This is a genomic window from uncultured Jatrophihabitans sp., from assembly GCF_964244045.1.
Taxonomy (GTDB): Bacteria; Actinomycetota; Actinomycetes; order Mycobacteriales; family Jatrophihabitantaceae; genus Jatrophihabitans.
This window is the reverse complement of sequence record NZ_CAXTHK010000001.1, coordinates 103,582-127,909: the sequence shown is the minus strand read 5'-3', so window position 1 is coordinate 127,909 and position 24,328 is coordinate 103,582. Positions and strand designations below refer to the sequence as shown.

Below are 24,328 nucleotides of genomic sequence, written 5' to 3'. Positions count from 1 at the left end.
GCCTGTGGCGCCCGGAGCGAAGCGGAGGGTGGTCATGCTGCCGCACCCATCGCGAGACCTAGGGCGACCGCGCTGGGCGCGCCTTCGAATTGCGCGCCGCGCACCTCCTTCGAGGCCAACCGGTTGCGGACGTGCTGTAGCGGGTCGACGACAGCGGCCGGCAACCCGGTCTGATCGGTCATCACCTGGGTGAGGCCGGACAGATTGGCCCCGCCGCCGGTCAGGGAGATGCGCTCGATCGGTGCGGTGTTGCGTGACGACCGAAAGTATCCGATCGATGTCCGGATCTCGGCCAGCAGCGGGCGCAGGCTCTCGGCCAGCGCTCGGTTGGCCTCGGGGTTTGCGCCGTCCAGACCGCTCTGCCGCTTCAGCGTCTCGGCCTCAAGGACCTCGATGTTCAGCCGTTCGGCCAGGTTCGCCGTGAGGTCGTCGCCGCCGCGAGCCAGGGTGCGGACCAGCCGCGGGACGCCGTGATCGTGGATGACGATCGTCGTCATGTGCGCGCCGAGGTCGACGACCGCCTCGACGGTGAGCTGCTCGCCGCCGATCGCCCGCAGGATGCCGAAGCTGGCGAGATCCACCCGCGCCACGCGCAGTTTGGCCTGCTCGACCGCGTGCACCATGGCCAGCAGTGGCTTGCGCGGCGCCGCGATCAGCAGTCCGTGCAGCGTCTCGCCGTCGGCAGACGTCTCGAGCGGCGAGAAGTCGAGCACAACCTCCTCGATCGGCAGCGCGATGACTTCCTTGGCCTGGAAGGGCAACGCCTTGGCCCTGCGCCCCGGGTCGATGTTCGGCACGCTGAGGTCGCGGACGAGCACCTGCGGGTTGGCCACGCCGAGGATGACGTTGCGGCACTCGAACTTGTGCGCGGTCCAGAGTTGCCTGAGCGCGGCGGTGAGGGCGTCCGGCTCGCGCACTTCGCCCTTGACCACGACGCCACTGGCGAGTTCGACCTGACCGATCCCGTGCACGGTGACCGACGGCCGCCCGTCGAGGGTGCCGGCCGCGAGAATGGACGCGCGGACAGCGGTGGCACCGATGTCGAGGCCGATGACATGCCCGTCCGGGTTGATGATCCCGACGCGGTTGATTCTGACTTGGCGGTGCTTCATTGGGTCGTCTCCGGTCAGGCCGTGTGCGCGAGGGTGGAGTAGGCGTCGACCAGTGGTGCGCTGGCGAACAGGGCGATCAACGCACCGCCGACCATCGCCGGACCGAAGGGGATGAGCGACGTCCGGCCGGCGCGGCGAGCCAGGATGAGCACCGCGCCGACGAATCCGCCGAGCAGGAAGGCAGCGAAGGTGCCGACCAGTACGGCGGGGTAGGACAGGAAGCCGAGCGCCATGCCGAGCACGCCGGCCAGCTTGACGTCCCCTAGGCCCATGCCCTTGGGGCTGGCAAATGCGAGAGCGAGGAAGAACGAGAACAGCACCGCACCGGCAAGCGCGGCCCGAATCAGCGGTTCAAAGCTGCCGGTCACTGCGCATGCAGCGGTGAGCAGGACGGCGATCACGAGGTAGCTGGGGTACACGATCGCGTTGGGCAGCCGGTGCACGTCGAGGTCGATGACCGCGAGGGCCACGCCTGCTGAGACGAAGAACAGGTACGCGGGCAGGGCCGCAAGCAGGTGCAACTGCGCGAGCTGCAGCGTCGTCGCGACGAACAGTACCGCGGTGACCAGCTCCACGCCGGGATAGCGGGCGCTGATCGGTGCGGCGCAGTCCGCGCATTTCCCGCGCAGGACCAGCCAGCCGGCGAGCGGCACGTTGTGCCGGGCTCGGATCTCGGTGTTGCACTGCGGGCAGTGCGAGCCGGGGCGCACCAGGGACTCTTGCCGCGGAACGCGGTGGATGACGACGTTGAGGAACGACCCGACCACCAGACCGAGCAGCGCCATGGCGACGACGAGAACCGGCATGGCACTTCCCTTCAATAGTGGAGTGACGGTGTAGCTCAGGTATTTTCACCACTCGCTCGCCGGAGACCGCGTGGTCTCCGGCGAGCAGTGTCGATCGGTGAATGAATCGTGGCCGAGCTGGCAGGCGTCGAGATGAGGCCTACTTGACCGAGCCGCCGAGCCAGCTCTTATACGTGTAGGTCTTGCTGGAGCCGTTCGAGTTCTGAGCAACGAGCTGGTAAGACAAGCAAGGGGTCGCGGTGCACGCGGTTGTGCCAGCGGCATCGCTGTACGGGCTGTACGTGAAGTAGGTGCCGGTGCTCTCGTTGATGGTCTGTCCGGTGCAGGGCGCACCTGAGGTACCGGCTGTCGAGCTGGACGTTCCAGCGCCGATGGTCAGCGGGTATGTGGTGTTGTCCGAGTTGCATTGCTCCAACACGCTGACGGCGCTGCGTAGGTCCGACGCTGCCGACTTGTCGTTAGCACCCTTCTTGTAGTTCAGGTACAGCGGGATCGCGATCGCGATCAGGATGCCGATGATCACGACGACCACGAGCAGCTCGATGAGAGTAAATCCGCGGTCGCCTTCGGCGCGCTCCTCGCGGAGCTGAGCCAAGCGGTTCTGCAGCATGGAAGCCTCCTGGGCTATGACGGGCTCGGCGAGGACTGCCGACTGGGACCCTTCACCTGTCTCATCGGCGGCCCGAGGCGCGACATTAGGTTCTTGTTTGGTTTTTTTCGTCGATCTAACCGCCGGTTGCGGACAGCACAGAGCGCCCGCAGCCGACGGCCGCGGGCGACTCGACTGCGTTACGACTGGATGTGCTGGTAGATCGTGAACATCGGCAGGTAGAGGCAGACGACCATCAGGCCGATGACTGCGCCGAGCAACACCACCAGCAGTGGTTCCATCGCCGCCGACAACGACTCGGTCGCCGTCTCGACTTCCTTGTCGTAGTAGTCGGCGAGCTTGTCGAGCATCTCGGTGATCTGGCCGGTCTCCTCGCCCACCTGCATCATCTGCGTGACCATGGAGGGGAACAGCGGGTGTTTCTCCAGAGTGGTCGACATCTGGCCGCCCACCCGCACGGTGTCGCGCACGTCGTTCATCGCGGCGCTGACAACCGCGTTGCCGGAGGTGCCGCCGACCACCTCCAACGCCTGGATGATCGGCACGCCGACGCCCAGCAGGGTGCCCAGGTTGCGCGCCCATCGGCTGATGGCCAACTTGGTGAACAGCGGGCCGAACACCGGCAGCCGCAGTTTCAGCTTATCTATCGTGAGCCGGAACTCGGGTTTGTTCCGATAGGCCGTCTTGTATGCCTTATAGCCACCAACGGCAACAACAAGAACGATCGGACCGGCCCAATACATGTTGTGCGACAGCGTCACCATGATCTGCGTAGGCAGCGGCAAGCTACCACCCAGCTGCTTGAACATGTGTTCGAACACCGGGACGATGAAGACGATCACGCCGGTGCCCAGCAGCAGCGAGAACAGCAGCACGATGACCGGGTAGGTCATTGCCGACTTGATCTTCGCGCGCAGGTTCGCGTCGGCCTCGTACATCAACGCGATCCGGGCGAGCGCATCGTCGAGGAAACCGCCGGTCTCCCCGGCGCGGACCATGTTCACCATCAGCAGTGGGAAATGATCGGGGTGCGCGGACATCGCGGTCGACAGCGTGGTGCCGCCCTGGACGTCGGTGCGCACCTTGGCGATCGCCGCTTTGAGCTGGGGCTTCGGCGTCTGCTCTTCGAGGATGCCCAGCGAGCGCAGCAGCGTCAGGCCCGATGACGTCATCGAGGCGAACTGTCGTGAGAAGACCGCGAGGTCCTTGAGCTTCGTCTTGCCCCCGAGTCCGGGGATGCTCAGTTCCCGGTTCAGGCCGGTGCCCTCGCCGGCGATCTCGAGCGGCACCATGCGCTGGCCGCTGAGCGCCTTTGCCGCGGCGTCGACCGACTCGGACTCGATCTTGCCCTTGACGACCGACCCCGACTGGTCGAGTGCCTCGTAACTGAAGGTCTTCATAGCGGTCACAGACTCACTCCGTTCGGCCGGCGAAGCTGGTCAGGCATGGTTCGTTCCGCACGCGTCACTCACATCAGGCCTGCCAATCGCTTGAACTCGCCGGGATCGTGGGCCAACTCAAGGGCCTGGTGCTTGCTGATGATCTGCTCGCGGTAGCGCTGGGCCAGGTGTTGATCGAAGCTGATCATCCCGAGCTCGGCCGAGCTCTGCAGGAACGTCGGGATCTGGTGCACCTTGCCCTCGCGGATCAGATTGCGGATCGCCGGAGTGGCGACCATGATCTCGCAGATGATCGTGCGGCCGTTGCCGTCGCGGGTCGGTGCGAGCGCCTGAGTGACGACACCCTGCAGGCAGTTCGACAGCTGTGCGCGGATCTGCGACTGCTGATGGGCCGGGAAAATGTCGATCAAGCGGTCGATGGTCTGGGCGGCCGACTGGGTGTGCAGAGTGGCGAGCACGAGGTGCCCGGTCTCGGCCGCGGTGACGGCGGTCGCGGTCGTCTCGAGGTCGCGCAGCTCACCGACCAGGATGATGTCCGGGTCCTGGCGCAGCACGTGCTTGAGTGCAGTGGGGAAGTCGTCGGTGTCCTCGCCGACCTCACGCTGGTTCACCACGCAGCGCTGGTGGGTGTGCAGGTACTCGATCGGGTCCTCGATGGTCATGATGTGCGACGAACGGGTCTTGTTCGCGATGTCGAGCAGGGCGGCCAGGGTCGTCGACTTGCCCGATCCCGTCGGCCCGGTCACCAGCACCAGGCCGCGCGGCAGGTGGGCGAACCGCTCGACGTCAGGTGGCAGGCCGAGCTCGCCCAGGCTGCGGATGTTGTGCGGGATGGTGCGCAGCACCGCGCCGACCGAGCCGCGCTGCACGAAGACGTTGACCCGGAACCGGCTGATGTTCTCGATCGCGTAGGACGTGTCCAGTTCCTTCGTGCGCTGGAACTTCGCCCACTGCTCGTCCGACAGGATCGAACTGATCAGCGCTTCGGTATCGTCCGGCTCCAGCCTGGCCATGTCCTCGACGGGGCACAGCGAGCCGTGCACTCGGATGCATGGCGCGATGCCGGCGGTCAAGTGGAGGTCCGACCCGCCACGGGCGAACGTCAGGCGCAGCAGCTCGTCCATCCGACGCCGGTGCTCAGTCGTTACCGGCTCGAACGTCACGCTGGACAGTGCGGGCATGCGTTACCTCGTCCAGCAGGTGTGCGGTGAAACGTCACACGGTGACACGGAAGATCTCCTCGATGGTCGTCAAGCCGGCGGCCGCCTTGAGCAGGCCGTCCTCGCGCAGCGTGGTCATGCCTTCGGCCACGGCGACGCGGTGGATGTCGGTGGCCGAGGCATGCGTCACGGCCATGCGCTCGATCTCCTCCGAGATCGGCATGACCTCGTTGACGGCGACGCGGCCGCGGTAGCCGGTCTGCCCGCACGACCGGCAGCCGACCGGGCGCCACAGCTTCTCCGGCAGGGGCACCGACCTGACCGGCCAGTTGAGCGCGGTCAGCTCCTCCTCCGAGGGAGCAAATGGTTCCTTGCACCACTCGCAGAGCCGGCGCGAGAGCCGCTGGGCGAGCACGCAGTCCATCGAGGAGCCGACCAGGAATGGCTCGATGCCCATCTCGATCAACCGAGTGACGGCACTGGGTGCGTCGTTGGTGTGCAGCGTCGACAGCACGAGGTGGCCGGTCAGGGCGGCCTCCACCGCCAACTGTGCCGTCGCCCGGTCGCGGATCTCACCGATCAGCACGACGTCCGGGTCGGAACGCAGGATTGCCGGCAGCACCGCAGCAAACGTCAGGCCGGCCTTGTGGTTCACCTGTACCTGGTTCACGCCCGCCAGCCGGTACTCGACCGGGTCCTCGACGGTGATGATGTTGACCTCGGGCTTGCTGATCTCGGCCAGCGTGGCGTACAGCGTCGTCGACTTGCCCGATCCGGTCGGCCCGGTCACCAGTACCATACCGTGTGGTTTGTTGAACGACTTTGCGTATCGGTCGTAGGTAGGGCCGCTGAAACCGAGCTTCTTCAGCTCCAGGTCGATGCCGCCGGTGTCCAGCACGCGCAGGACGACCTTTTCGCCCCAGACGGTGGGCAGCGTCGCCAGTCGCAGGTCGACCTTGTGCCGGTCGAGGCGCACGGTGATGCGGCCGTTCTGCGGTATCCGCTTCTCGGTGATGTCGACGCTTGCCATGATCTTCAGGCGGGAGATCAGCGGGGACTGCACGGCGGCGGGCACCCGGTCGATCTCGTGGAGCACGCCGTCGATGCGGAAGCGCACCCGCAGATCGTGCTCGGTGGGCTCGAGGTGCAGGTCGGACGCCCGGTTCTGAATCGCCTGCTCAATCAGGGAGTTCACGTAACGCACGATCGGGGCGTCGGCACCGGAGTCGAAGCCGACTGCCGAGTCCGTGGACTCGGCGTCGTCGTCACGGAAGCTGCCGGCGATGTCGGCAAGGTCGGTCTGCTCGCGTTTCATCCGGTCGATTAGTTTTCGCAGCTCACTGCGGGCGGCGACCACCGGCACGACCGTCATGCCCGTGGCGGCGCGAATATCGTCCAGGGCGACGATGTCGGCCGGGTCGGACACGGCGACGATGAGTTCGTCGCCCTGGATGCCGACGCCGATCGCACGGTGCCGAATGGCCAGCGGCAGCGGGACCATGGCCATGGCGCCCGCGTCCAGCGGGTAGCCGAGAAGGTCGATGCTGTTGATGCCGTGGGCGTCGGCCGAGGCGTCGACCAGTTCCATCTCGGAGACGACGAAGTCGTTGATGAGGACGTCACGAATCGAGCGCCCGGTGCGATCAGCTTCGTCCGCCGCCTCTTGAAGGGCGTGCGCGTCGGCTCCGCGCGCTTGCAGTGCGTCGAGCAGGGGTCGATAGGACGCGGTCACTCGTGCTCCCCTCGGGTAGTGCGGTCTTTGCCGCTCCGTCGACGTAGGTATCGGCCGAGAGCGCGGCAACCTTAGGGGCGAAGACGCTGGTCCGACGGCTGGCGAGGGGCTGGTCGGCTCAACCGCAGTAGTCGGCCAGCAGGGTCGTCGCCGACAGCCGGCCGGCAACGCTTGAGCGACGCCGCACGGAGGCGGCGAAATCGGTCAGTGCTGCCTGACGACGGTTATCAGCTTTGCCGCGAACGCCGGCCGAGGTGGTGTCCTGGGTCGGAGCGGTGGTGTCGGTGTCGGCCAGGGCGGAGCGCAACAAGGCAACGGCTTCGCCGCGCATCTGCGACACCCGTGACTCGGTGACACCGAGGTCGGCGGCGATGTCAACCATCCGACGCTGACGGAAGAAGTAGTCCTCGACGACGGTGCGCAGTCGGTCCGGGAGCTCGGCGATGGCATCTCGGAGGTACCCGAGCTGCTCACGGCGCAGCAGGAGGGCTTCCGGGCCGTCCTCATGGGTGGGCAGTCGGTCGCCGCTGTCGTCGACCGGGAGGGCCGACAAGCTGGTGATGTTCGCCTGATGCACGTCGGCTGCGATGGAGGAGAGGTCCCGCAGTGACACGGCCATCGTCTGGGCGACCTCGTCCGAGGACGGGGTCCGACCCAGGGTCTGGGTGAGCGTGGCGCGCACGCTCGAGACCTCCCGGGCTTTTGTCCGCACGCTGCGGCTGGCCCAGTCCATCGAACGCAGCTCGTCGGTGAGCGCACCGCGGATACGCAGCGCGGCGTAGGCCGCGAACGGTGCGCCCTTGCTCGGATCGAAGCTGCGTGCTGCCGCCGCCAGGCCGAGCATCCCCGCTGAGGTCAGGTCGTCGCGACGCACCTGAGCCGGCACGCGAGCCAGCATCTCGCGGACCAGATGGCCGACGAGCGGCAGATGGGTCCGCACGAGCTCGTCTTCGTTGGAGCGGGGGGCGGCGGCCGGCCGTTCGAGTGCGAGGGTCACAACGGGCTCCGGGGTGTGGGAAGCAATATCGGCTCTGTGGTGGCCCGCGAGCACTCGCCTGCCACCTGTATGGCTTGGCGTCGCTCCCCCGAAGCGCGCCTGCCGCCACGTTCGGCGACACAGTGATCTAAACATAGATCTCACACATGTTCAAGGCGTGTTAGTTACGTCGGTTCAAGGAAGCTGGTGGCTCGTCTAAGGAACCGCTCGCAGATGCCGATGGTCAGCTCGTGGAGCGCACGCGAACCGACGAGACGTCAGCAGAGGTGATCGCGCCCGACTTCCGGCACACGCCAGCTGCCGTCGAGGCGCTGACGGCCGCCCTGTGGCGCGAGCGCGAGCTGCTCGACTCCCTGCTGTACGCGCTCAGCGCTCAGCAGCGACTGCTCGAGACGGGCAGCACCAGATGGTTGGCCCGCGCCACCGCGCAGGTGAGTGAACACATCGAAGCGCTGCGCGAGATCGAGGTCGTGCGATCAATGATCACCGACCAGCTGGTCGAGGAACTCCGTCTCCCGGCATCGTCGTCGTTGCTCGATCTCGCAGCTGCCGCCGGGGAGCCGACGGTCTCCATCCATCGTGACCTACACGCCGCGACGAGCGCTCTGGTCGAGGAGATCGATCGGACGATGCGGGTGAACGACGACCTGTTACTGGCTCTCGTCGGGCCTCAGCCAGCAGCATCCTCGGACGGTCGCGCATGACGACCGAGCAGGCCGACCTCTTCCCGACGGTGTATTCGGCGCGCAGCGTGCTCACGTCGCTGGCGGCCACGCTCGAGCAACGCGAACCGATCAATTGTGCCGCCTTGTCCGGCGGGGTGTTGGGGACGTGGTCGACGGGTCAGGACGTTCTCATGACCGTCATCGCGGCAGTGGACGCGATCCGCGTCAACACCGAGATCGTCCCGCAGTCGCTTCGCAGCTTTCTGGCCTGACTGCTTGACTACTGCTTGACTGCCGAATCCCGAACTCAGCCTGACGGGCCGGCTTAGCCTGACGGCGAACTCAGCTGGCGAGGGGGCGCAGCCGCGCCTCGATCATCGTGTCCAGGCTGGGGCCGTTCTCCCCGGCGGGCCGCGGCCGACTGAAGAGGTAACCCTGCACCAGCAGGCCGCCGTAGTCCGGCAGCGCGTCGAGCTGCTCGACGGTCTCGACTCCCTCGACGACGCAGGACAGTCCGAGGTCGGAAGCAATCCGTATTGACGCAGCGACGAGCGCTGCGCAGGTCGGGTCCTCGAGGATCCGGGCGGTGAACGATCGATCTATCTTGATCTCGCTGATCGGCAGCGAGATGAGCTGGCTCAGTGAGGCGTACCCGGTCCCGAAGTCGTCGATCGCAAAGCGGATCTGGCTGTCGCACAGGCGCTTCATCTCCTCGATGCGCGCTGATGCGACATGCAAGAGCACCGTTTCGGTGACCTCGATGAGCAGCGCCTCGGCGGGCAGTCCGGACTCGTCGAGCGCGCGCAGGATGCGGGTGTGGAAACCTGCTCGGTTGAGGTCCTTGGCGCTGCGGTTCAGGGCGAGCTGCAGGTCGCGGTATCTGGGGTCTCGGCGCCACGCCGCTACCTGCCGGCCGGCCTTGACCAGCATCTGGTCGTCGAGCTGGGACACCAGCCCACAGCGTTCAGCCACGGCAATGACGTCTTCGACCGGCAACAACCGACCGGACTCGTCGGGCAGGCGCATGAGGGCCTCGACCGAGCACACTCGGCCGGTGCGTGGCGCCACAATGGGTTGGTAGTACACCTCGAGGGCGTCGTCACGCAGTGCTCTGCGCAGGTTCTGCTCGATGTTCTCTTCTGCGCGGATGTCTTCCGCGAGTGCGTCGTCGAAGGTGTACCGACCGCCGCTCCCGGACCGTCTCACCCTGTCCATGGCGGCGTTGGCTGCCCTAATCATTGTCTCGGCGTCGCCGTCGAGCCGGTCCGTACAGATGCCGGCGCTCGCCGTCAGCGCGAGCTGGAGGTCGCCGAGGTGGAACGGTTCGGCGAGCAGCTCCTCGATCCGATCGACCACCCGCTCGATATGCACGGTGTCGGTGTCGGGGGCCTGGACGACCGCTTCCGGGGTGTCCCAACGCTCGGACGTGACAAGCAGGCCGAACTCGGTGTCGCCGAGCCGTGCGACGACATCGTCGGCCCGTACCGCTGACCGCAGCCGGCGGGCCACGGCGGACAGCAGGGCGTCCGCGACATCTCGTCCGCGGGTGTCGCTGACGGACCGCAGCCCGTCAATGTCGAGCACTGCGAAGGCGACCTGCTTGTCGCGCCGTAGTCCCTCTTCCATATCGGTCATGAATCTGCGGCGGTTGGCGAGGCCGGTCGACTCATCGTGTGTGGCTGCGTACTTGAACTCCTGCTCGGCGGAGATCAGGTCGGTGACCTCGAGGCTTGCGATGAACAGCGAGACAGCCTTGCCGTCGGCGTCTCGGGCCAGGACGCCGATACGTCGGCGGACCCAACGGGTCTCCCCGCTCGTGGTGACGACCCGATGCCTGATGAACGCCGACTGCTGATCGGGCAGCGTCGCCGCAAGGTTCAGGGTGTCGTCCAGCCGGCAGCGGTCCGGGTAGGGGATGAATTGTTCCACCCCTACGCCAGAGACCACCGCGGCCACCTCGGGGCTGAAGTCGAACAAGGGCTCGTCTGACTGGTTCACTCGGGACAGAGCCCCCGTCGCGACGTCGTAGACGTGAATGGCGTCGGGAGTTGCCGCGATGACCGCGCGATGAAAACGGTCCGACGCCTCGAGCTCGGCGTTCTCGACGGTGAGAGTGAGGTTCTTCGTCACGAGATCGTCGACGTCGATGACGACCGCTGTGACGCGCGCGCCGTCGAGCGGGTCCACCTCGAAGCGGGCTTCCAGCCAGCGGTGGGTGTGTTCGGCGCCGATCTCCACCCGGAAGCGTTCCCGGCGAGAGCCGGTGAGACCGGCGACGGCGGCGCACAGTCTTCTCCGGTCCGGGCGCGGAACACGTCGGAGCAGCTGCCAGCCCGGCGGGGCTTCCTGGTCCGTCGGCAACCCCAGCATGGTGAGCAGAGCTGCATCCGCGGTGACGGACCGGGTACGCGTGTCGACCACGATGGCGCCGACGCCGTCGGTCCGCACTTCGAGACCGAACGGGGTCTGTTCGGCGACGACGCGAGACTGGATCTCGTGGTCCGCGATGGTCATGGTTCCCGACTCCGAGTAGACGTAGGACGGATCCCGTCCTCACGCTTTCATCGGTCGGATCCGTCGCGTCTTTAGCGACGAAGACGCACGATCACCGGGTGCCCGTCAGCTGGAGATGTACTGCTCCAGCTGGCCTCTGTCGTGTTCCAGCTGACTGATCTGGCTCGACACGACGTCGCCGATCGACACGACGCCGGTAAGCCGCCCGCCGTCGAGCACCGGCATGTGTCTGATGCGACGCTCGGTCATCGTCGCGGCGACCCCGTCCACGGCATCATCGCTGGTGCAGCTCGTGACCGTGGTGGTCATGATGCTCGACACCGGACGCTCGAGCAGCTCCGCGCCATGATCGGCGAGGCGACGCACGACGTCGCGTTCGGACGCGATGCCGGCGACGCTGTCGTCCGCGTCGACGACCACCAGTGCGCCCACGTTGTGCCGGCTCAGTGCGGCGATCAACGCGGCAACGGTCTCGTCGGCGGTGATGGTGACGACGGGGGGTCTCTTCGTCGAGCCGTCGGACGTCTTGTGGCGCAGGAGATCGGAGATGTTCATCGGCGCACCTCGGCTGGTCGGCTGCTGGGCGTCCAGCGTCTCGCAGATGTGAGTGTGACGCCAGTCACTCTGGCTGTGACCGTGCTGCGTACCGACCGCGGTGCCGGCGGGTGAGCCCGGCCCGGGCGTGCACCAGATTGAGGTACCGCTCCGGGGCGTAGTCGGAATCGGCGTAGCGGCGCAGGTAGTCGGCGTGCAGTGCCGGGTCGTAGTCGGCGAGCCAGCTCAGGAAGTGTTCGCGGGTGCCGGGGCGCAGGTAGAGCGGGCCGAGGCCGTGCACCTCGCCGCCGGCGTTGCGCACGGCGTCGATGACCTCGCGCAGCTGCTGCGCGGAGTCACTCAACGCCGGCAGCACCGGGGCGATGAGCGCGCCCGTGCGGATGCCGCGCTCAGCCAGGCGGCGAATGGCTTCGATGCGTAGGCGGGGGTTCGGGCTGCCGGGCTCGGTGGCCCGCCAAACCCGCTGGTCGAGCGTGCCGACGGAGAAGTCGACGCGCACGTCGGTTGTCTTAGCTGCGGCGGCGATCAGGTCGAGGTCGCGGGTGACCAGCGGTGACTTGGTGAGGATGGAGAACGGCGTGCCACGCTCGGCCAGCGCCTCGATGACACCGCGGGTCAACCGGTACTTCGCCTCGGCGCGCTGGTAGGGATCGGTGTTCGTGCCCATGGCCACCGGCTCGTTCGTCCACCGCGGGTCGGCGAGCTCGGCCCGCACCCGTTCGACCGCGTTGATCTTGACCACGATCTTGCGGTCGAAATCCTCGCCGAGGTTCAACCCTAGATATTCGTGCGTCGGCCGAGCAAAACAAAAAACGCACGCATGACTGCAGCCGCGGTAGACGTTGATCGTCCAGTTCGTCGGCGCCCGCGATCCGGTCGGGACGCGATTGAGGATCCGCTTCGCGGCGACATGCAGGAACTCCAGATCCGACATCCGCCCCGTACCCCGCACCGGCGTCACCAGCTCGTCCACCCCGAACAGCGCCGGCTCCGAACCGCCGTCATCAATGGTCTTCCAGCGAAACTCAGCCATCAGGTGACCACCAACGCGATGAGCGCTCGCGCGAAGAGCAGGCCGGCCGCGCGAGCGAAGCGAGTGGTCCGGCCAGCGACGTACCCGGCCATTAGCGAAAGTCCCGAGACGTGTTGTGCAGGCCCAGCGGGAGCCGCTCGATACGTTCGGCCAGGACGTTGATGACGCCGTCGGCGGTGTTCTCGAGCATGCCGCGGATGAGCAGGCCGCCGGACTCGCGCGCGACGCGTCGGTACCGCTGCCAGATCGTCTCCTCGACGATGACGTTGACCATGCCCGTCTCGTCCTCGATGTTGAGGAAGGTGACGCCGCGGGCGGTGGCCGGGCGCTGCCGGTGGGTGACGACGCCGCCGATCGTGACCCGGGTGCGGTTGGGCAGCGCGCGCAGACCGGTGGCGGTGACGATGCCCAGCGCGTCGAGACGGGGGCGGATCAGCGCTGTCGGATAGATGTCGGTCGTGACGTGCGTCGACCACATGTCGGCGATGAGCTGCTCGGGCTCGGTCATCGGCGGCAGCTGCGCCGGCGGGGTCTCGTCGAAGACGGCGAGGTCGAGTTGGCCGGGACGTGCGGTGGCTGCCGCGCCTGCGCCCCAGAGCGCCTCGCGGCGCGTGGTGCCGAACGCGTCGAAGGCCCCCGCCGTGGCCAGCGCCTCGACCTGCTCGGCGCTCAGCCCCACCCGCCGGGCGAGGTCGGTCATCGAGGTGAACGGCCCGCCGGCCTCGCGGGCGGCGACGATCGCGTCGGCGACGTCGGTGCCGATGGTGCGCACACTCGCCAGCCCGAGACGCACCGCGGGCTGCGGCGCGTCGAGGCAGGGGCACTGCGACGGGGTGAGCACCTCGGACTCCAGCGAGGCACCGGACAGCGACCTCGACAGCGACGGTCGGCGCACCTCGACGCCGTGCCGTTTCGCGTCGTGCACCAGCGACTGCGGTGAGTAGAAGCCCATCGGTTGGGCGTTGAGCAGGGCCGCGCAGAACGCGGCGGGGTAATGAAGCTTGAGCCAGGACGAGGCGTAGACGAGCAGCGCGAACGAGATCGAGTGCGACTCGGCGAAGCCGAACGCGGCGAAGGCCCGGATGCGTTCGTAGATCGTGTCGGCGACCTCGCCGGTGATGCCGTTGCCGGCCATCCCGTCGTAGAGCCGGATGCGCATCGCCTCGATCTTGTCCTTGCCGCGCTTGGAGCCCATGGCCCGGCGCAGCTTGTCGGCCTCGGCCGGGCTGAAGTCCGCGACACCGACCGCGATCTGCATCAGCTGCTCCTGGAACAGCGGGATGCCGTACGTCCTCTTCAGCGCCGGTTCGAGCTTGGGGTGCGGGTAGGTGATCGGCTCGTCGCCGTTCTTGCGGCGGATGAAGGGGTGGACGGAGTCGCCCTGAATGGGGCCGGGCCGGATGAGCGCGACCTCGCAGGCCAGGTCGTAGAAGCAGTTCGGCTTCAGACGCGGCAGGGTGGCCATCTGGGCGCGGGACTCAACCTGAAACACGCCCACCGAGTCGGCCCGCTGCAGCATCTCGTAGACGCATGGTGCTTCCTTGGGGATCGTCGCCAGCTCGTAGGTGACGCCGTGGTGCTTCTCGATCAGCTCGAAGCTGTACTGCAGCGCCGAGAGCATGCCGAGCCCGAGCAGATCGAACTTCACCAGCCCGATCTGGGCGCAGTCGTCCTTGTCCCACTGGAGCACCGTGCGGTCTTTCATCCGTCCCCACTCGACGGGGCAGACCTCGATGACGGGCCGGTCGCACATCACCATTCCGCCGGAGTGGATGCCGAGATGCCGGGGGGCGTCCTGCAGTTCTGATGCAAGCGCTACCACCTGGGGCGGGACGTCGGCCAGCTCCTGCTCGGTGGTCTGCGTGGTCGGGGGGAGGGTGCCGTTATCGGTCGTGTAGGCCCAGTAATAGCCCTGCTCGATCTCCTTGCTCCACGCATCCTGCTGGCCGGCGGAGTAACCCAGCGCCTTGGCGATGTCGCGCACTGCCGACTTGGGGCGGTAGGTGATGACGTTGGCGACCTGCGCGGCGTGCTCGCGCCCGTGCAGGTTGTAAACGTATTGGATGGCCAGCTCGCGGCGGTCGGACTCGATGTCGAGGTCGATGTCCGGCGGCTCACCACGCTCGGGCGCGAGGAAGCGCTCGAACATCAGGTCGTAGAAGACGGGGTCGACGGCGGTGATCTGCAGCGCGAAGCAGACGGCGGAGTTGGCCGCGCTGCCCCGGCCCTGGCACAGGATGCCCTGCTCACGGCAGAAGCGGGCGATGTCCCAGACGACCAGGAAGTAGCCGGGGAAGTGCAGGTCCTCGATGATCTCCAGCTCGTGCTCGATCATGGCGCGGGCCTCGGCCGCGTGCGGGGTGTGTGCGAACCGGGTCTCGAAGCCCTCGTCAGTGAGCCGGCGCAGGTAGCCCATCTCGTCCAGGCCGTCGGGGCACGGGAAGGGCGGCAGGTCGGGGGCGATGAGCTGCAGCGAGAAGCTGATCTCCTTGCCCAGCCTCGCTGCGTTGGTCACGGCGTCGGGCCAGCGGGCGAAGCGCTGCGCCATCTCCTCACCCGTTCGCAGGTGCTGACCCGACCAGGCCGGCAGCCAGCCGTCGACCTCGTCCAGGCTGCTGCGTGCGCGGACTGCGGCCATCGCCGTGGCCAGCGGCCGGCGCGGCGGGCCGTGGTAGTGCGCGGCGGTGGTGGCGACGAGCGGTAGGCCGAACTCGTGCGCCAGCGCAGCCAATACCTCATAACGCTCGTCGGCCAGGGGATCGAGCTCGTGGGTGAGCTCGACGGCGACGTTGTCTCGGCCGAAGTGCGCGACGAGCTCGTCGAGCGCGCGGCGGCCGGCGGCGATACCGCCGCCGTCGGACTGCGGCCGGTCGAGGGCCCGACGTACTGAGCCCTTGCGGCAACCGGTGAGCACCAGCCAGTGGCCGCCCGCCTCGGCGCCCAGCGCCTCGAGGTCGTCGTAGATGGGACGGCCCTTGTTGCCGCCGCGCAGGTGAGCGCGCCCGATCGTGCGGGAGAGTCGGGCGTATCCCTCGGGGTCGCGGGCCAGGACTAGCAGGTGTTGCCCGGGCGGATCGGGCACCCCGACGCGGGCCGCGACCAGCTGCTCGGACCTGGTGGGTGGCTGCGAGACGTCGAGTGACAGTTCCGCGCCGAACCCGGTGGGCAGGCCCAGGTTCTCGGCCGCCTCGGAGAATCGGACCAGGCCGTAGACGCCGTCGTGATCGGTGAGGGTGAGCGACTCGAGTCCGAGCCGGACCGCCTCCTCGACGAGTTCTTCCGGCGAGGACGCGCCGTCGAGGAAACTGAAGGACGAGTGCGCGTGCAGCTCGGCGAACGGCACCTGCGGAAGTGCGGCTCGTTGCAGAGACTCCAGCGGTGGCGGCTCGTAGGCGTCGCGTTTGCGTGACCAGGCAGGGGAGTCGCCGCCGTCGCCCTTCTTGTGCAGTCCAGGGAATGGCCTTCGCGCGCTGGGCTCGGGTGGGGTTGGACGGCCGGACAGCCGGCGCTCGAGCTCCCGCCACGGGATCTCCGGATTCTCCCAACCCATGGGTCGAGATTAGAACATCAGTTCGGCATCTGCCATCCTGGCGGGGATTCTTGCCGACACGAAAAATGCCGCTCAGAGCAGAGGAACGGGGGGATTCCAGCTCTGGGCGGCATTCCCGACTAGCGGGCTGCTGTCATGCAGTTTTCGGCAGGCTACCCGCGGCGAGCTGACCGCTGTCCCCCGAAAGGGTCAGCTCCAGCCACTGCAGACACGCACCGATGGTGCTGGTACGCGGCGATCACCGTCCCCCCAGACAGACGACCAACTGCCGAGGTCGACGCTACGTGAGATCCGCGTGAAGCGCAAGCCCATCGGTGACCGAGCTCCGCTTCGCTACGCCCGCACGGCTGGCACGTGCTGTCCAACGAGGTCGACTTCGACTGACACCCAGCTGGTCGGCGGCTGCACAGGTGGGCCATCCAGGACGCGGAGCTCGTCGCCGCGCGAAGCGCGGCCCGGGCGTGTCTACTGGCATGAACCGCCGAGTCCAGAACCTGACAGTCGTTCACCGCGCGCCGGACGTCGCCGGCGTGATCTGCTGAGCACATCGGTTCACGCTGTCCGGGGAGTCCGCGTGACACCTGATAGGGGGCCTGCTCGTTCGGGGACCACTGGAACTCCGGTCCGTGCCATCCGCGGGGGTTGGCACGGGCCGGTTTCTGCTTGGCTAGTGGCATGCCGGTGCTGCTCGTCGTCCACCACACCACGTCACCGGCCTTGCAGGAGCTGCTCCAGGCTGCCCTTGATGGCGCTGCGGCCGACGGCATCGAGGGCGTCGAGGTGCGAGTGCGACCGGCGCTGGGCGCAACCGTCACCGATGTGCTCGACGCCGACGGGTACGTGCTCGGGACGCCCGTGAACATCGGCTACATGTCCGGGGCGCTGAAGGTCTTCTTCGACACCGTCTACTACCCGACGCTCACCGCGCGCGTCGGTGCGCCGTACGGCCTGTACGTCCACGGCAACAACGACGCCACCGGCGCAATCCGGGCGGTCGAGTCGATCACCAAGGGCATGGGGTGGACGCCGGCGCACGCGCCGGTGACCGTTACCGGCGGCGCGAGCCGTGCGGCCCGCGAGGCGGTGTGGGAGCTCGCCGCGACGGTGGCTGCCACGCTCACCGGGTAGCCGCGCCTCAGGCGAGGTTGTCGCGCGACAGTTCGGCCACACTCGTGACCCCGCACAGACCGAGCGTCAGGTCGAGTTCGGCGATGATCGTGTCCAGCACAGCGCCCACCCCGGCCTCGCCGGCGACGGCAAGGCCGTACACGTACGGCCGCCCGAGCAGCACCGCCCGCGCGCCGAGGGCCACGGCTTTCGCCACGTCCGCCCCGCTGCGCACGCCGCTGTCGAGCAGGACGGGGACGTCGGGTCCGACGGCGTCGACGACGCCGGGCAGGGCGTCGAGTGAGCCGATCGAACCGTCGACCTGCCGGCCGCCGTGCGTCGAGACGACGATGCCGGTGGCGCCGACGTCCAGCGCGCGCTTCGCGTCGTCCGGGTGCAGCACGCCCTTGAGGAACACCGGCAGGTCGGTGCGCTTGCGCAACGTTGCGATGTCGTCAAAGGTCAGCGACGGGCGCGAGTAGATGCGCAGGAACGTCTCGACCGCGGCGCGGGGCAGGGGCGAACGCAGGTTCTCGCGGAAATCGCCGGGGTAGTGCGAGGTCATCTCGATCAGGGTGCGGATCGTCTGCGGGGTGACGCGCGGCCGCTGCCCGCTCGCCGGTGGGGCTTGCTCGATCAGCCGCCGAAAGACCGGGTCGGACGTGTACTGGGCGATGCCCTCGCCCCGGGCAAACGGGAGTGAGCCGAGGTCGAGGTCGCGCGGCCGCCAGCCGAGCATGGTGGTGTCGAGGGTGACGACGAGGGCCCGCGCGTCGATGGCTTTGGCGCGGTGCAGGAAGGAGTCGACGAGCTCGTCCTCGGTGGACCAGTACATCTGGAACCAGCGCGGCGCGTCGGCCATCGCGGCTGCGGTGTCCTCCATCGCGACCGACGCCTGGTTGGAGAAGACGAACGGGATCTTGCGTTCGGCCACCGCCTTCGCCACCGCGAGGTCGGCGCCGCGGTGGGCAAGTGACAGCACGCCGATCGGGGCGAGCAGCAGCGGCGCGGGCAGCCGGGTGCCAAGCAGCTCGACGGTCAGGTCACGCGCGCTGACGTCGCGCAGCATGCGGGGGACGAGCCGCTGCCGCTCGAACGCGGCCCGGTTGGCGGCCATCGTGGCCTCCGAACCGGCGCCCCCGGCGACATAGGCCCACGCCCGTCGGGACATGTGTCGCTTGGCCTGGTGTTCGAGCCCGGCGGCCGACGTCGAAACGACCGGGCGGCGGCCGGTGACCCCGTCGCGGTAGATCAAGTTCTGGTAGCGGCGGCCCGGCGATTCCATGCGCGACACCGTAACTCGCGTTGAGACGATCAGACGTAGGCGTCGAGGCTCTCTCGCATGTCGACGATCGACGTCGCGAGGTCGGCGAGGGCGCTCGGCCCGGTGATCGAGATCGCGACCGTCGGCAGGTCGATCAACGTCACCCATCGCTGGTGGAGGTGGCGGGTGGACGACTCCCTGGTCTGGCCATCGACGACGGTCGTCCCGTCGACCCAGCCGCCGCCGAGGTCCGGCGGCCGGTGCTGCGCGTCGACCGAACCCCAGTCGGCCTGGTTGTACTGGTCGGTGCTCCATCGACCGGCCTCGCTCGAGGGCAGGGTGTGCGCGCCGAGGTCGAGGAGTGCGCCGAACAAGGCGGTGTCGTAACCGGTCGGCCCTCGAGGCCCGAAGCCGTCGACGACGCGTTTCGGTGACTTGAGAACCGTGGACACCGTCACCCAAGAGCCCTGCTTCGGATGATCGTGCCCGAGCGACACGGTGTAGAGCTCGGTGCGGTCGTTCCACATGACGAGCCAGCGGTAACCGGTGAACTGCGGTCCGAGACCGAAGACCGGAAAGGGTGGCACCCCGGGCAGGTCGAACATGTGGGCAGCCACGTCGAGATCGTAGGGCCGAGTGGTCGGGACCCGCGAGCGCCGAGGTACGAAAGTGCAGGTGTTCGCGGCGTAATACACCTGCAGAACACCACATAGGTGTTCGTAGCGGGCTCATCCCGGGTCGCTCAGTCGTAGATGGCATCGACCTGCCAGTGCGGTTGTGGGGTCATGATGCCGCTGACGAGGAACGCCCGGCCGCGGACGTCGACCACCTGGCAACGCACCGCGCGACGGGCGGACTCGGGACTCCACCACCGCTCGTCGACCGGCCAGGGACCGGCCCAGGACGCGATGGCGGTCGGCGTCTCGCCGCCCATTGCGAACAACGCCGGCGGGGCGGGGACGGCGCCGCGGTCGGTGACCACAACCGGCCGCCGGTCGGCGTCGAGCACCTGCGCCGGCTGCGGCGGGTCGAGCAGCACCGACGGCGCGGGCGCCGGCAGCTGCCCCGGCCACGGCTGCTCGGGCGAGCGCAGCGGCAGCGGCTCGTCGCCCCACGACACCAGCCGGGTGCGTTGCCCCGGGTCGCGGCCACCTTCCAGCACCGGCATGAGCACCGAGCCGTGTCCGAGCAGCGTCTGCACCCGCGACAGCGCCCGGGCTGCGCGCTCGTCGTCATCCCCGGCACCACCCCACAGCGCGCGTTGATGCGCGCCGGTGGGCACGGTCTCGATCGGGACGAGCCGTAGCCGGCTCACCCCGCCACTAGGTGACATACGCGGGTCGCAAGCTCCCCGCGGCGCCGCGCGGCCCGACAGCCAGCCCTCCAACTGCCAGCGCACCCGGTCCAGGACGTCCACGGCGGTGAGCACCCCCGAGTGCCGCCAGCGCCGCACCGTCTCCTCGCCGTTCTCGCTCAGCGCCTGCAGTTCGAGGCAGGTGCAGGCCAGCCCGTGCGCGGCGAGGTCGAGGACGAACTGCTCGGCGACCCCACGGGCGGAGAAGGCGACGGTGTCGACGCGGTCGACGGCCGGCTCGAGGTCGAGGGTGACGGTGAACTCGACCGGCGGGCGCCGCCCCGACACCGGCCGCTCATCCACCCCGCCCGCCTGCCGGTGCGCCCAGGCGCCGTCGGGACCGAAACGGGCCAGCACGTCGCGTGGTGGCAGGGCGGCGAACGCGCCCAGGGTGCGGATGCCGAGACGCGTGAGCAGGTCGACGAGTGTCGACGTCCCGGCCGGGTCGAGCGTCTCGACCGGCAGCTCCGCCAGAAAGTCCGGTGAACCGCCGGGCTCGACGATCACGCCACGGCGCGCGGCTTGCTCGGCGGCGAACGAGCCGTCTGCGATGCCGATGAGTACGTCGCCACGCTGGCCGCCGATTTGCAATGCCGCAATGTCGTGCACCCCGCGCGACAGGGCGTGCAGGACGCCGGTCTCGCCGCCGAAGTAGCGCGTGGGGCCACGGACGCCGATGGCCGCGAGCCCCGGGCGGGTGATCTCGACGCCCGGCGCGATGGCTTCGAGCGCGGCGACCACCGGCTCGAAGGTGCGGGCCTCGATCGCCTCGTCGCGGCCCAGCACCGTGAGTTCGGGGCAGCGTGACTGCGCCTCGCGCCGCTTCAACCCGCGCTGCACCCCGTGCTCGCGTGCAGCATGCGAGCAGGCCACGACGCGGTTCGCCGTGACGACCGCGATCGGCACGTCCTCGCCCAACCCGGCGTCGACCCGGGCTGCAGTCACCGGCCAGTCGGGGGCCCAGACGCAAATTATTCTCGCCGGGGGCGTCCGGCCTCCTGGACCCCTCGATTCGCTCGGGGCCGATCGGCCGGCCGCTTCCTCGCTTCGCTCGGACCGCAAGCTCGCTGCGCTCGCGCGGCGGCTCGGCTCTTCGCGCGAGCGCTCATCGCGTGGTGCGTGGGGCTTCATACCTGTGCCGGTGGTTTGCAGACGGTGGTTGCGTCATCGCGATTCATCCGGCGAGGTCTATGACGGGGGCTAGGGGGAGGGCGGTGTCGACGCCGCCGCCTTCGGTGGGGAGCCAGAGGCCGGCGGAGCGGGGGCGGGCGGCGGTTCCGCGGCCGGCGGCTTCGACGTGCACGCGCCGAGCGCGCAGCCGGCCGCTACCTGCACTGCCTGGACCACCTGCGCCGAGCCCCGTCCACACTCCCTCGCGGGCGACGAGCCGGACGTCCGCGCCCGACCAGGAGTCGGTGTAGGGCATGAGCACGGCGTCCTTGCTGCGCGCGCGGGCGGCGAGGCGGCGCACGTCTCCGGGCGCCAACCCGCGCCGCCCGGACGGCGGGCGGGCAGCCACGATGTCGACCGCGTCGAGCAGGGCGCCGACGGCAGTCGTCCACCCCTCGCCGGGGGTCGGGACGAGCGCGAGCCGCCGCAACTCCACGCCGTACTCACGCGCGGCCTCGGCGCTGATCGGCCCGAACCCCACGAGCGCGCACCAGGCGCCGTCGGCCGAGGCGGCACCCAGCACCGCAAGCAGCAGCGAGAGCGAGCCGCTGACGCTGACCGTGCTGCCGCGGCGCAGCCCGTCGGGCAGGACCGTGCGCAGCGCCGGAGCCACCGGGAGCGGAGGAGCGGTGCGGACGCCGACGTGCGACCAATCGACGGCACTTGTGCCGTCGGCCTTGCGGATGGCCACGTCGAGCATGGCCTCATCCTCGAACAGGCGTTCTAATCCGTCAAGAGAAAGCGAGTACTTTCGGCGTGTCGGCTTGCGGCAACGTGCATCTCCACCCTAGCGCGGGCTGCTCAGGATTCGCCGGAGCCGTCCGATACAACGAAAGTGACCCTCCGTGTGCCGAGCTGTGCGTCCAGCGAGCCGGACGCATGATTGTGCCAGTGGCGCAGGACGGCACCTTCCGGGAGGCCGCCAACCTCGTGCTTGAGTTTCTCAGCGAGCACGTCCCAATGGGGTTCTGGTCCGTGAACCGGGTAGCAAACGATCAGCAGACCCACCTCTACCTGAACGGCGACGAGTTCGAGATCGCACAGGGCGACTCCCACGCCTGGTACGACACGTTCTGCGTCCACATGGTGGCCGGTGAGGCCCCCAGGGTGGCACCGGACGTCGCCCAGGTAGCCACGTACGCCGATATTGCGAACAAAATGCACATGGAGATCGGGGCGTATGTCGGCGCCCCCATCGTCGATGCCGACGGCTCGCTGTTCGGGACAATCTGCGGGGTCAACTCCAACACCCGGCCCGAACTCGCGCACCACGAGCCGATGATGTCGCTGCTGTCCGCGATGCTCAGCATGGTGCTGGCCGCTGACCGGCTTCGTTGCACACTCGAAAGCAATGCTGCCGTTGTGCTCACCCAGGCCACCACTGATCCGTTGACCGGGGTGCTCAACCGCCGCGGATGGGACGACCTGCTGCAGAGCCTCGACGACGAATACCCCAGCTATGCAGATCCGACCGTCGTCGTCATCGCCGACCTGGACAATCTCAAGCAGGTGAACGACGGGCCCGGGGGTCATGCGGCCGGCGACGAACTGCTGCGCCGGGCCGCCCAGGAGATCCACTCGAACCTTCGGGACGGCGACGTCGTCGCCCGCATCGGCGGCGACGAGTTCGGGATCGTGTTGCAGGACTGCCAGATCGCGCTCGCCCCGAAGCTCGTGGAGCGGTTGTCGGATGCCCTCGGTCGGGCCGGCATAGCGATGTCGCTCGGCTGGGCGCCGGTGACCTTCGACGGGCTCAGCGGCCGGGCCGCGTGCCTCGCCGACCAGGACATGTACCGGGTCAAGCGCACCCGTCGTGCCCTGGCAGAGGCCGGCTGACGCGGCACGTCTAGTCCCGCTCTCCGACCAGACGGTGCAGCTTCCCTAGCATGGGGCCACCAACAATCGGAGGAACCAGACGTGCAGTCGCTACGAACACTCGGCGCCAAAGCAGCCAGCCGCGCCCGCCGCTGGTTGCTCGGGATGCTGCTGCGTCTGCCTGGTGGCGGAGGTGACGATCCGACGTCGCTGCTCGCGCGCTTCCCCGACGAGGCGAAGATGCCCCTGCGCCGGGTCGGCCTGGACCCGGTGCCGGATCTCGCCGCCCTGCGTGAACGGGCGCCCGTCAGCAGGTTGAAGATGCCCTTCGGCCTGCGCGGTTGGATCGTGACCGGGTACGAGGAGTCGCGTCGCGTGCTCGCCGCCGACCCGCAGACCTTCAGCAACGACTTCAGCCACATGGTCGGCAAGGTCGGCATCGCGGCCGATCAGGATCCGGGCGGCCTCGGGTTCGCCGACCCACCGGCGCACACCCGGTTGCGGCACATGCTGACGCCGCACTTCACGACCCGCGCCCTGGCCCGTCAGGAGCCGCGGGTACGCGAGATCATCGAAGAGGCGCTGGCCGGCGTCGCCGAGGCGGCCGCCCGGGACGGCGTCGTCGACCTGCAGGAACACTTCGCCCTGCCCATCCCGTCCCGGGTGATCATGGAACTGCTCGGCGTCGAGGACGACGATCAGGCCGAGTTCCAACGGCTCAGCACCGTCCGCTTCGACTTCAACGAGGGCGCGGCTTCGCTGGACTACATCCAGGAAGCCATCGGCCTGCTGCGCAAGACCGTGGCCCGCCAGCGCCGCAACCCGGGGCCGGGCCTGATCGGCGCGATCCTTTCCGAGTACGGCGATTCCATCGACGACGTCGAGCTCGCCGGCCTGGCCGACGGTGTGCTGACCGGCGGGCTCGAAACAACGGTCAGCATGCTGGCGCTCGGCTCGGTGGTGCTGCTTCGCGACCCCGCGCTGGCCGCACGGGTCCGTGACGACGATGCTGCGGTCGAGCCGTTCGTCGAGGAGGCGCTGCGCCTGCTCAGCGTGGTGCAGGCCGGGTTCCCCCGATTCGCTCGTACCGACATCACCCTGGGTGGCAAGGAGATCTTCGCCGGCGACGTCGTCGTCTGTTCGCTCAGCGGCGCCAACCGCGATGCTCGCAGTGGCCCGCAGATGGACACCGTGCTGCTCGACCGTCCGCCGATCTCGCACCTCGCCTTCGGGCACGGGCTGCATCGCTGCGTCGGCGCTGAGCTCGCCCGGCTCGAGCTGCGGCTGGCCTACCCGGCCCTGCTGCGCCGGTTCCCGAACCTGCGTCTCGACGGCGATCCCGAGGCCCTGCCCTACCGCGAACTCTCGATGGTCTACGGCCTGGAGTCGTTGCCGGTCCGCGTCGACTGAGTGACGCTCGGGGCATCTAGCAGCCGAGCTGACCCTGGCTGGTGATCGCTCAGCAGGAACCAGGCAGTATCTCC

General features: G+C 68.6%; 20 protein-coding genes. 5 read left to right on the top strand and 15 right to left on the bottom strand.

The window, feature by feature from the left end; genetic code table 11:
- Positions 1-32: 32 nt before the first annotated feature.
- The 7 genes from pilM to ACFFC4_RS00645 all read right to left on the bottom strand — a co-directional run bounded on the left by pilM (position 33) and on the right by ACFFC4_RS00645 (position 7,817).
- Positions 33-1,112, bottom strand: a complete 1,080-nt coding sequence (pilM, locus tag ACFFC4_RS00675) for a type IV pilus assembly protein PilM (protein WP_375496744.1) — start codon at positions 1,110-1,112, stop codon at positions 33-35.
- A gap of 14 nt (positions 1,113-1,126) precedes the next feature.
- Entirely contained in the window at positions 1,127-1,918 is a 792-nt protein-coding gene (locus ACFFC4_RS00670; protein ID WP_375496742.1) for a prepilin peptidase, read from the bottom strand.
- A 139-nt stretch (positions 1,919-2,057) separates the two neighbouring features.
- Positions 2,058-2,528, bottom strand: a complete 471-nt coding sequence (locus ACFFC4_RS00665; protein ID WP_375496740.1) for a prepilin-type N-terminal cleavage/methylation domain-containing protein — start codon at positions 2,526-2,528, stop codon at positions 2,058-2,060.
- 179 nt (positions 2,529-2,707) lie between these two features.
- The gene (locus tag ACFFC4_RS00660) at positions 2,708-3,928 is read right to left on the bottom strand and encodes a type II secretion system F family protein (protein WP_375497158.1); all 1,221 of its coding nucleotides are present in this window, start codon (positions 3,926-3,928) and stop codon (positions 2,708-2,710) included.
- A gap of 68 nt (positions 3,929-3,996) precedes the next feature.
- Positions 3,997-5,109 (bottom strand): type IV pilus twitching motility protein PilT, encoded by a 1,113-nt coding sequence (locus tag ACFFC4_RS00655; protein WP_375496738.1) that lies wholly within the window; start codon positions 5,107-5,109, stop codon positions 3,997-3,999.
- A gap of 34 nt (positions 5,110-5,143) precedes the next feature.
- The gene (locus ACFFC4_RS00650; RefSeq protein ID WP_375496736.1) at positions 5,144-6,820 is read right to left on the bottom strand and encodes a GspE/PulE family protein; all 1,677 of its coding nucleotides are present in this window, start codon (positions 6,818-6,820) and stop codon (positions 5,144-5,146) included.
- A 118-nt stretch (positions 6,821-6,938) separates the two neighbouring features.
- Positions 6,939-7,817 (bottom strand): sigma-70 family RNA polymerase sigma factor, encoded by an 879-nt coding sequence (locus tag ACFFC4_RS00645; RefSeq protein WP_375496734.1) that lies wholly within the window; start codon positions 7,815-7,817, stop codon positions 6,939-6,941.
- A gap of 230 nt (positions 7,818-8,047) precedes the next feature.
- On the opposite strand from ACFFC4_RS00645, the gene flgN reads away from it, so the two are divergent.
- Together flgN and ACFFC4_RS00635 are read left to right on the top strand one after the other, a co-directional pair.
- Positions 8,048-8,521: a flagellar export chaperone FlgN gene (gene flgN, locus ACFFC4_RS00640; RefSeq protein ID WP_375496732.1), complete on the top strand. Its 474-nt coding sequence runs from the start codon at positions 8,048-8,050 to the stop codon at positions 8,519-8,521.
- Positions 8,518-8,754: a hypothetical protein gene (locus ACFFC4_RS00635; RefSeq protein WP_375496730.1), complete on the top strand. Its 237-nt coding sequence runs from the start codon at positions 8,518-8,520 to the stop codon at positions 8,752-8,754. The genes flgN and ACFFC4_RS00635 overlap by 4 nt, the downstream gene beginning before the upstream one ends.
- A 70-nt stretch (positions 8,755-8,824) precedes the next feature.
- On the opposite strand, the gene ACFFC4_RS00630 is transcribed toward ACFFC4_RS00635, so the two are convergent.
- From ACFFC4_RS00630 to ACFFC4_RS00615, 4 genes are all read right to left on the bottom strand, one after another.
- The gene (locus tag ACFFC4_RS00630) at positions 8,825-10,996 is read right to left on the bottom strand and encodes a putative bifunctional diguanylate cyclase/phosphodiesterase (protein ID WP_375496728.1); all 2,172 of its coding nucleotides are present in this window, start codon (positions 10,994-10,996) and stop codon (positions 8,825-8,827) included.
- Positions 10,997-11,101: 105 nt separating this feature from the next.
- On the bottom strand, positions 11,102-11,551 hold the full coding sequence (locus tag ACFFC4_RS00625; protein ID WP_375496726.1) for a CBS domain-containing protein: 450 nt from the start codon (positions 11,549-11,551) through the stop codon (positions 11,102-11,104).
- Between the two features lie 64 nt (positions 11,552-11,615).
- Complete coding sequence (locus ACFFC4_RS00620) at positions 11,616-12,584, bottom strand: radical SAM protein (RefSeq protein WP_375496724.1); 969 nt, start codon at positions 12,582-12,584, stop codon at positions 11,616-11,618.
- Between the two features lie 91 nt (positions 12,585-12,675).
- Positions 12,676-16,134: an error-prone DNA polymerase gene (locus tag ACFFC4_RS00615; RefSeq protein WP_375496722.1), complete on the bottom strand. Its 3,459-nt coding sequence runs from the start codon at positions 16,132-16,134 to the stop codon at positions 12,676-12,678.
- A gap of 675 nt (positions 16,135-16,809) precedes the next feature.
- Here ACFFC4_RS00615 and ACFFC4_RS00610 point away from each other — a divergent pair.
- Positions 16,810-17,262, top strand: a complete 453-nt coding sequence (locus tag ACFFC4_RS00610) for a flavodoxin family protein (RefSeq protein ID WP_375496720.1) — start codon at positions 16,810-16,812, stop codon at positions 17,260-17,262.
- Between the two features lie 7 nt (positions 17,263-17,269).
- On the opposite strand, the gene ACFFC4_RS00605 is transcribed toward ACFFC4_RS00610, so the two are convergent.
- The 4 genes from ACFFC4_RS00605 to ACFFC4_RS00590 all read right to left on the bottom strand — a co-directional run bounded on the left by ACFFC4_RS00605 (position 17,270) and on the right by ACFFC4_RS00590 (position 21,729).
- Positions 17,270-18,526, bottom strand: a complete 1,257-nt coding sequence (locus ACFFC4_RS00605) for a lactate 2-monooxygenase (protein WP_375496718.1) — start codon at positions 18,524-18,526, stop codon at positions 17,270-17,272.
- Between the two features lie 29 nt (positions 18,527-18,555).
- The gene (locus tag ACFFC4_RS00600; protein ID WP_375496716.1) at positions 18,556-19,122 is read right to left on the bottom strand and encodes a hypothetical protein; all 567 of its coding nucleotides are present in this window, start codon (positions 19,120-19,122) and stop codon (positions 18,556-18,558) included.
- Between the two features lie 125 nt (positions 19,123-19,247).
- Entirely contained in the window at positions 19,248-20,804 is a 1,557-nt protein-coding gene (locus tag ACFFC4_RS00595) for a DNA polymerase Y family protein (protein WP_375496714.1), read from the bottom strand.
- A 229-nt stretch (positions 20,805-21,033) separates the two neighbouring features.
- Positions 21,034-21,729, bottom strand: a complete 696-nt coding sequence (locus ACFFC4_RS00590; protein ID WP_375496712.1) for a hypothetical protein — start codon at positions 21,727-21,729, stop codon at positions 21,034-21,036.
- A 179-nt stretch (positions 21,730-21,908) separates the two neighbouring features.
- Here ACFFC4_RS00590 and ACFFC4_RS00585 point away from each other — a divergent pair, with 179 nt between their 5' ends.
- Positions 21,909-22,865, top strand: coding sequence for a GGDEF domain-containing protein (locus tag ACFFC4_RS00585; RefSeq protein WP_375496710.1), 957 nt, complete (start codon positions 21,909-21,911; stop codon positions 22,863-22,865).
- 144 nt (positions 22,866-23,009) lie between these two features.
- A complete protein-coding gene (locus ACFFC4_RS00580) occupies positions 23,010-24,254 on the top strand; it encodes a cytochrome P450 (protein ID WP_375497156.1) in 1,245 nt (414 codons plus the stop codon).
- The last annotated feature ends 74 nt before the right edge of the window (positions 24,255-24,328 follow it).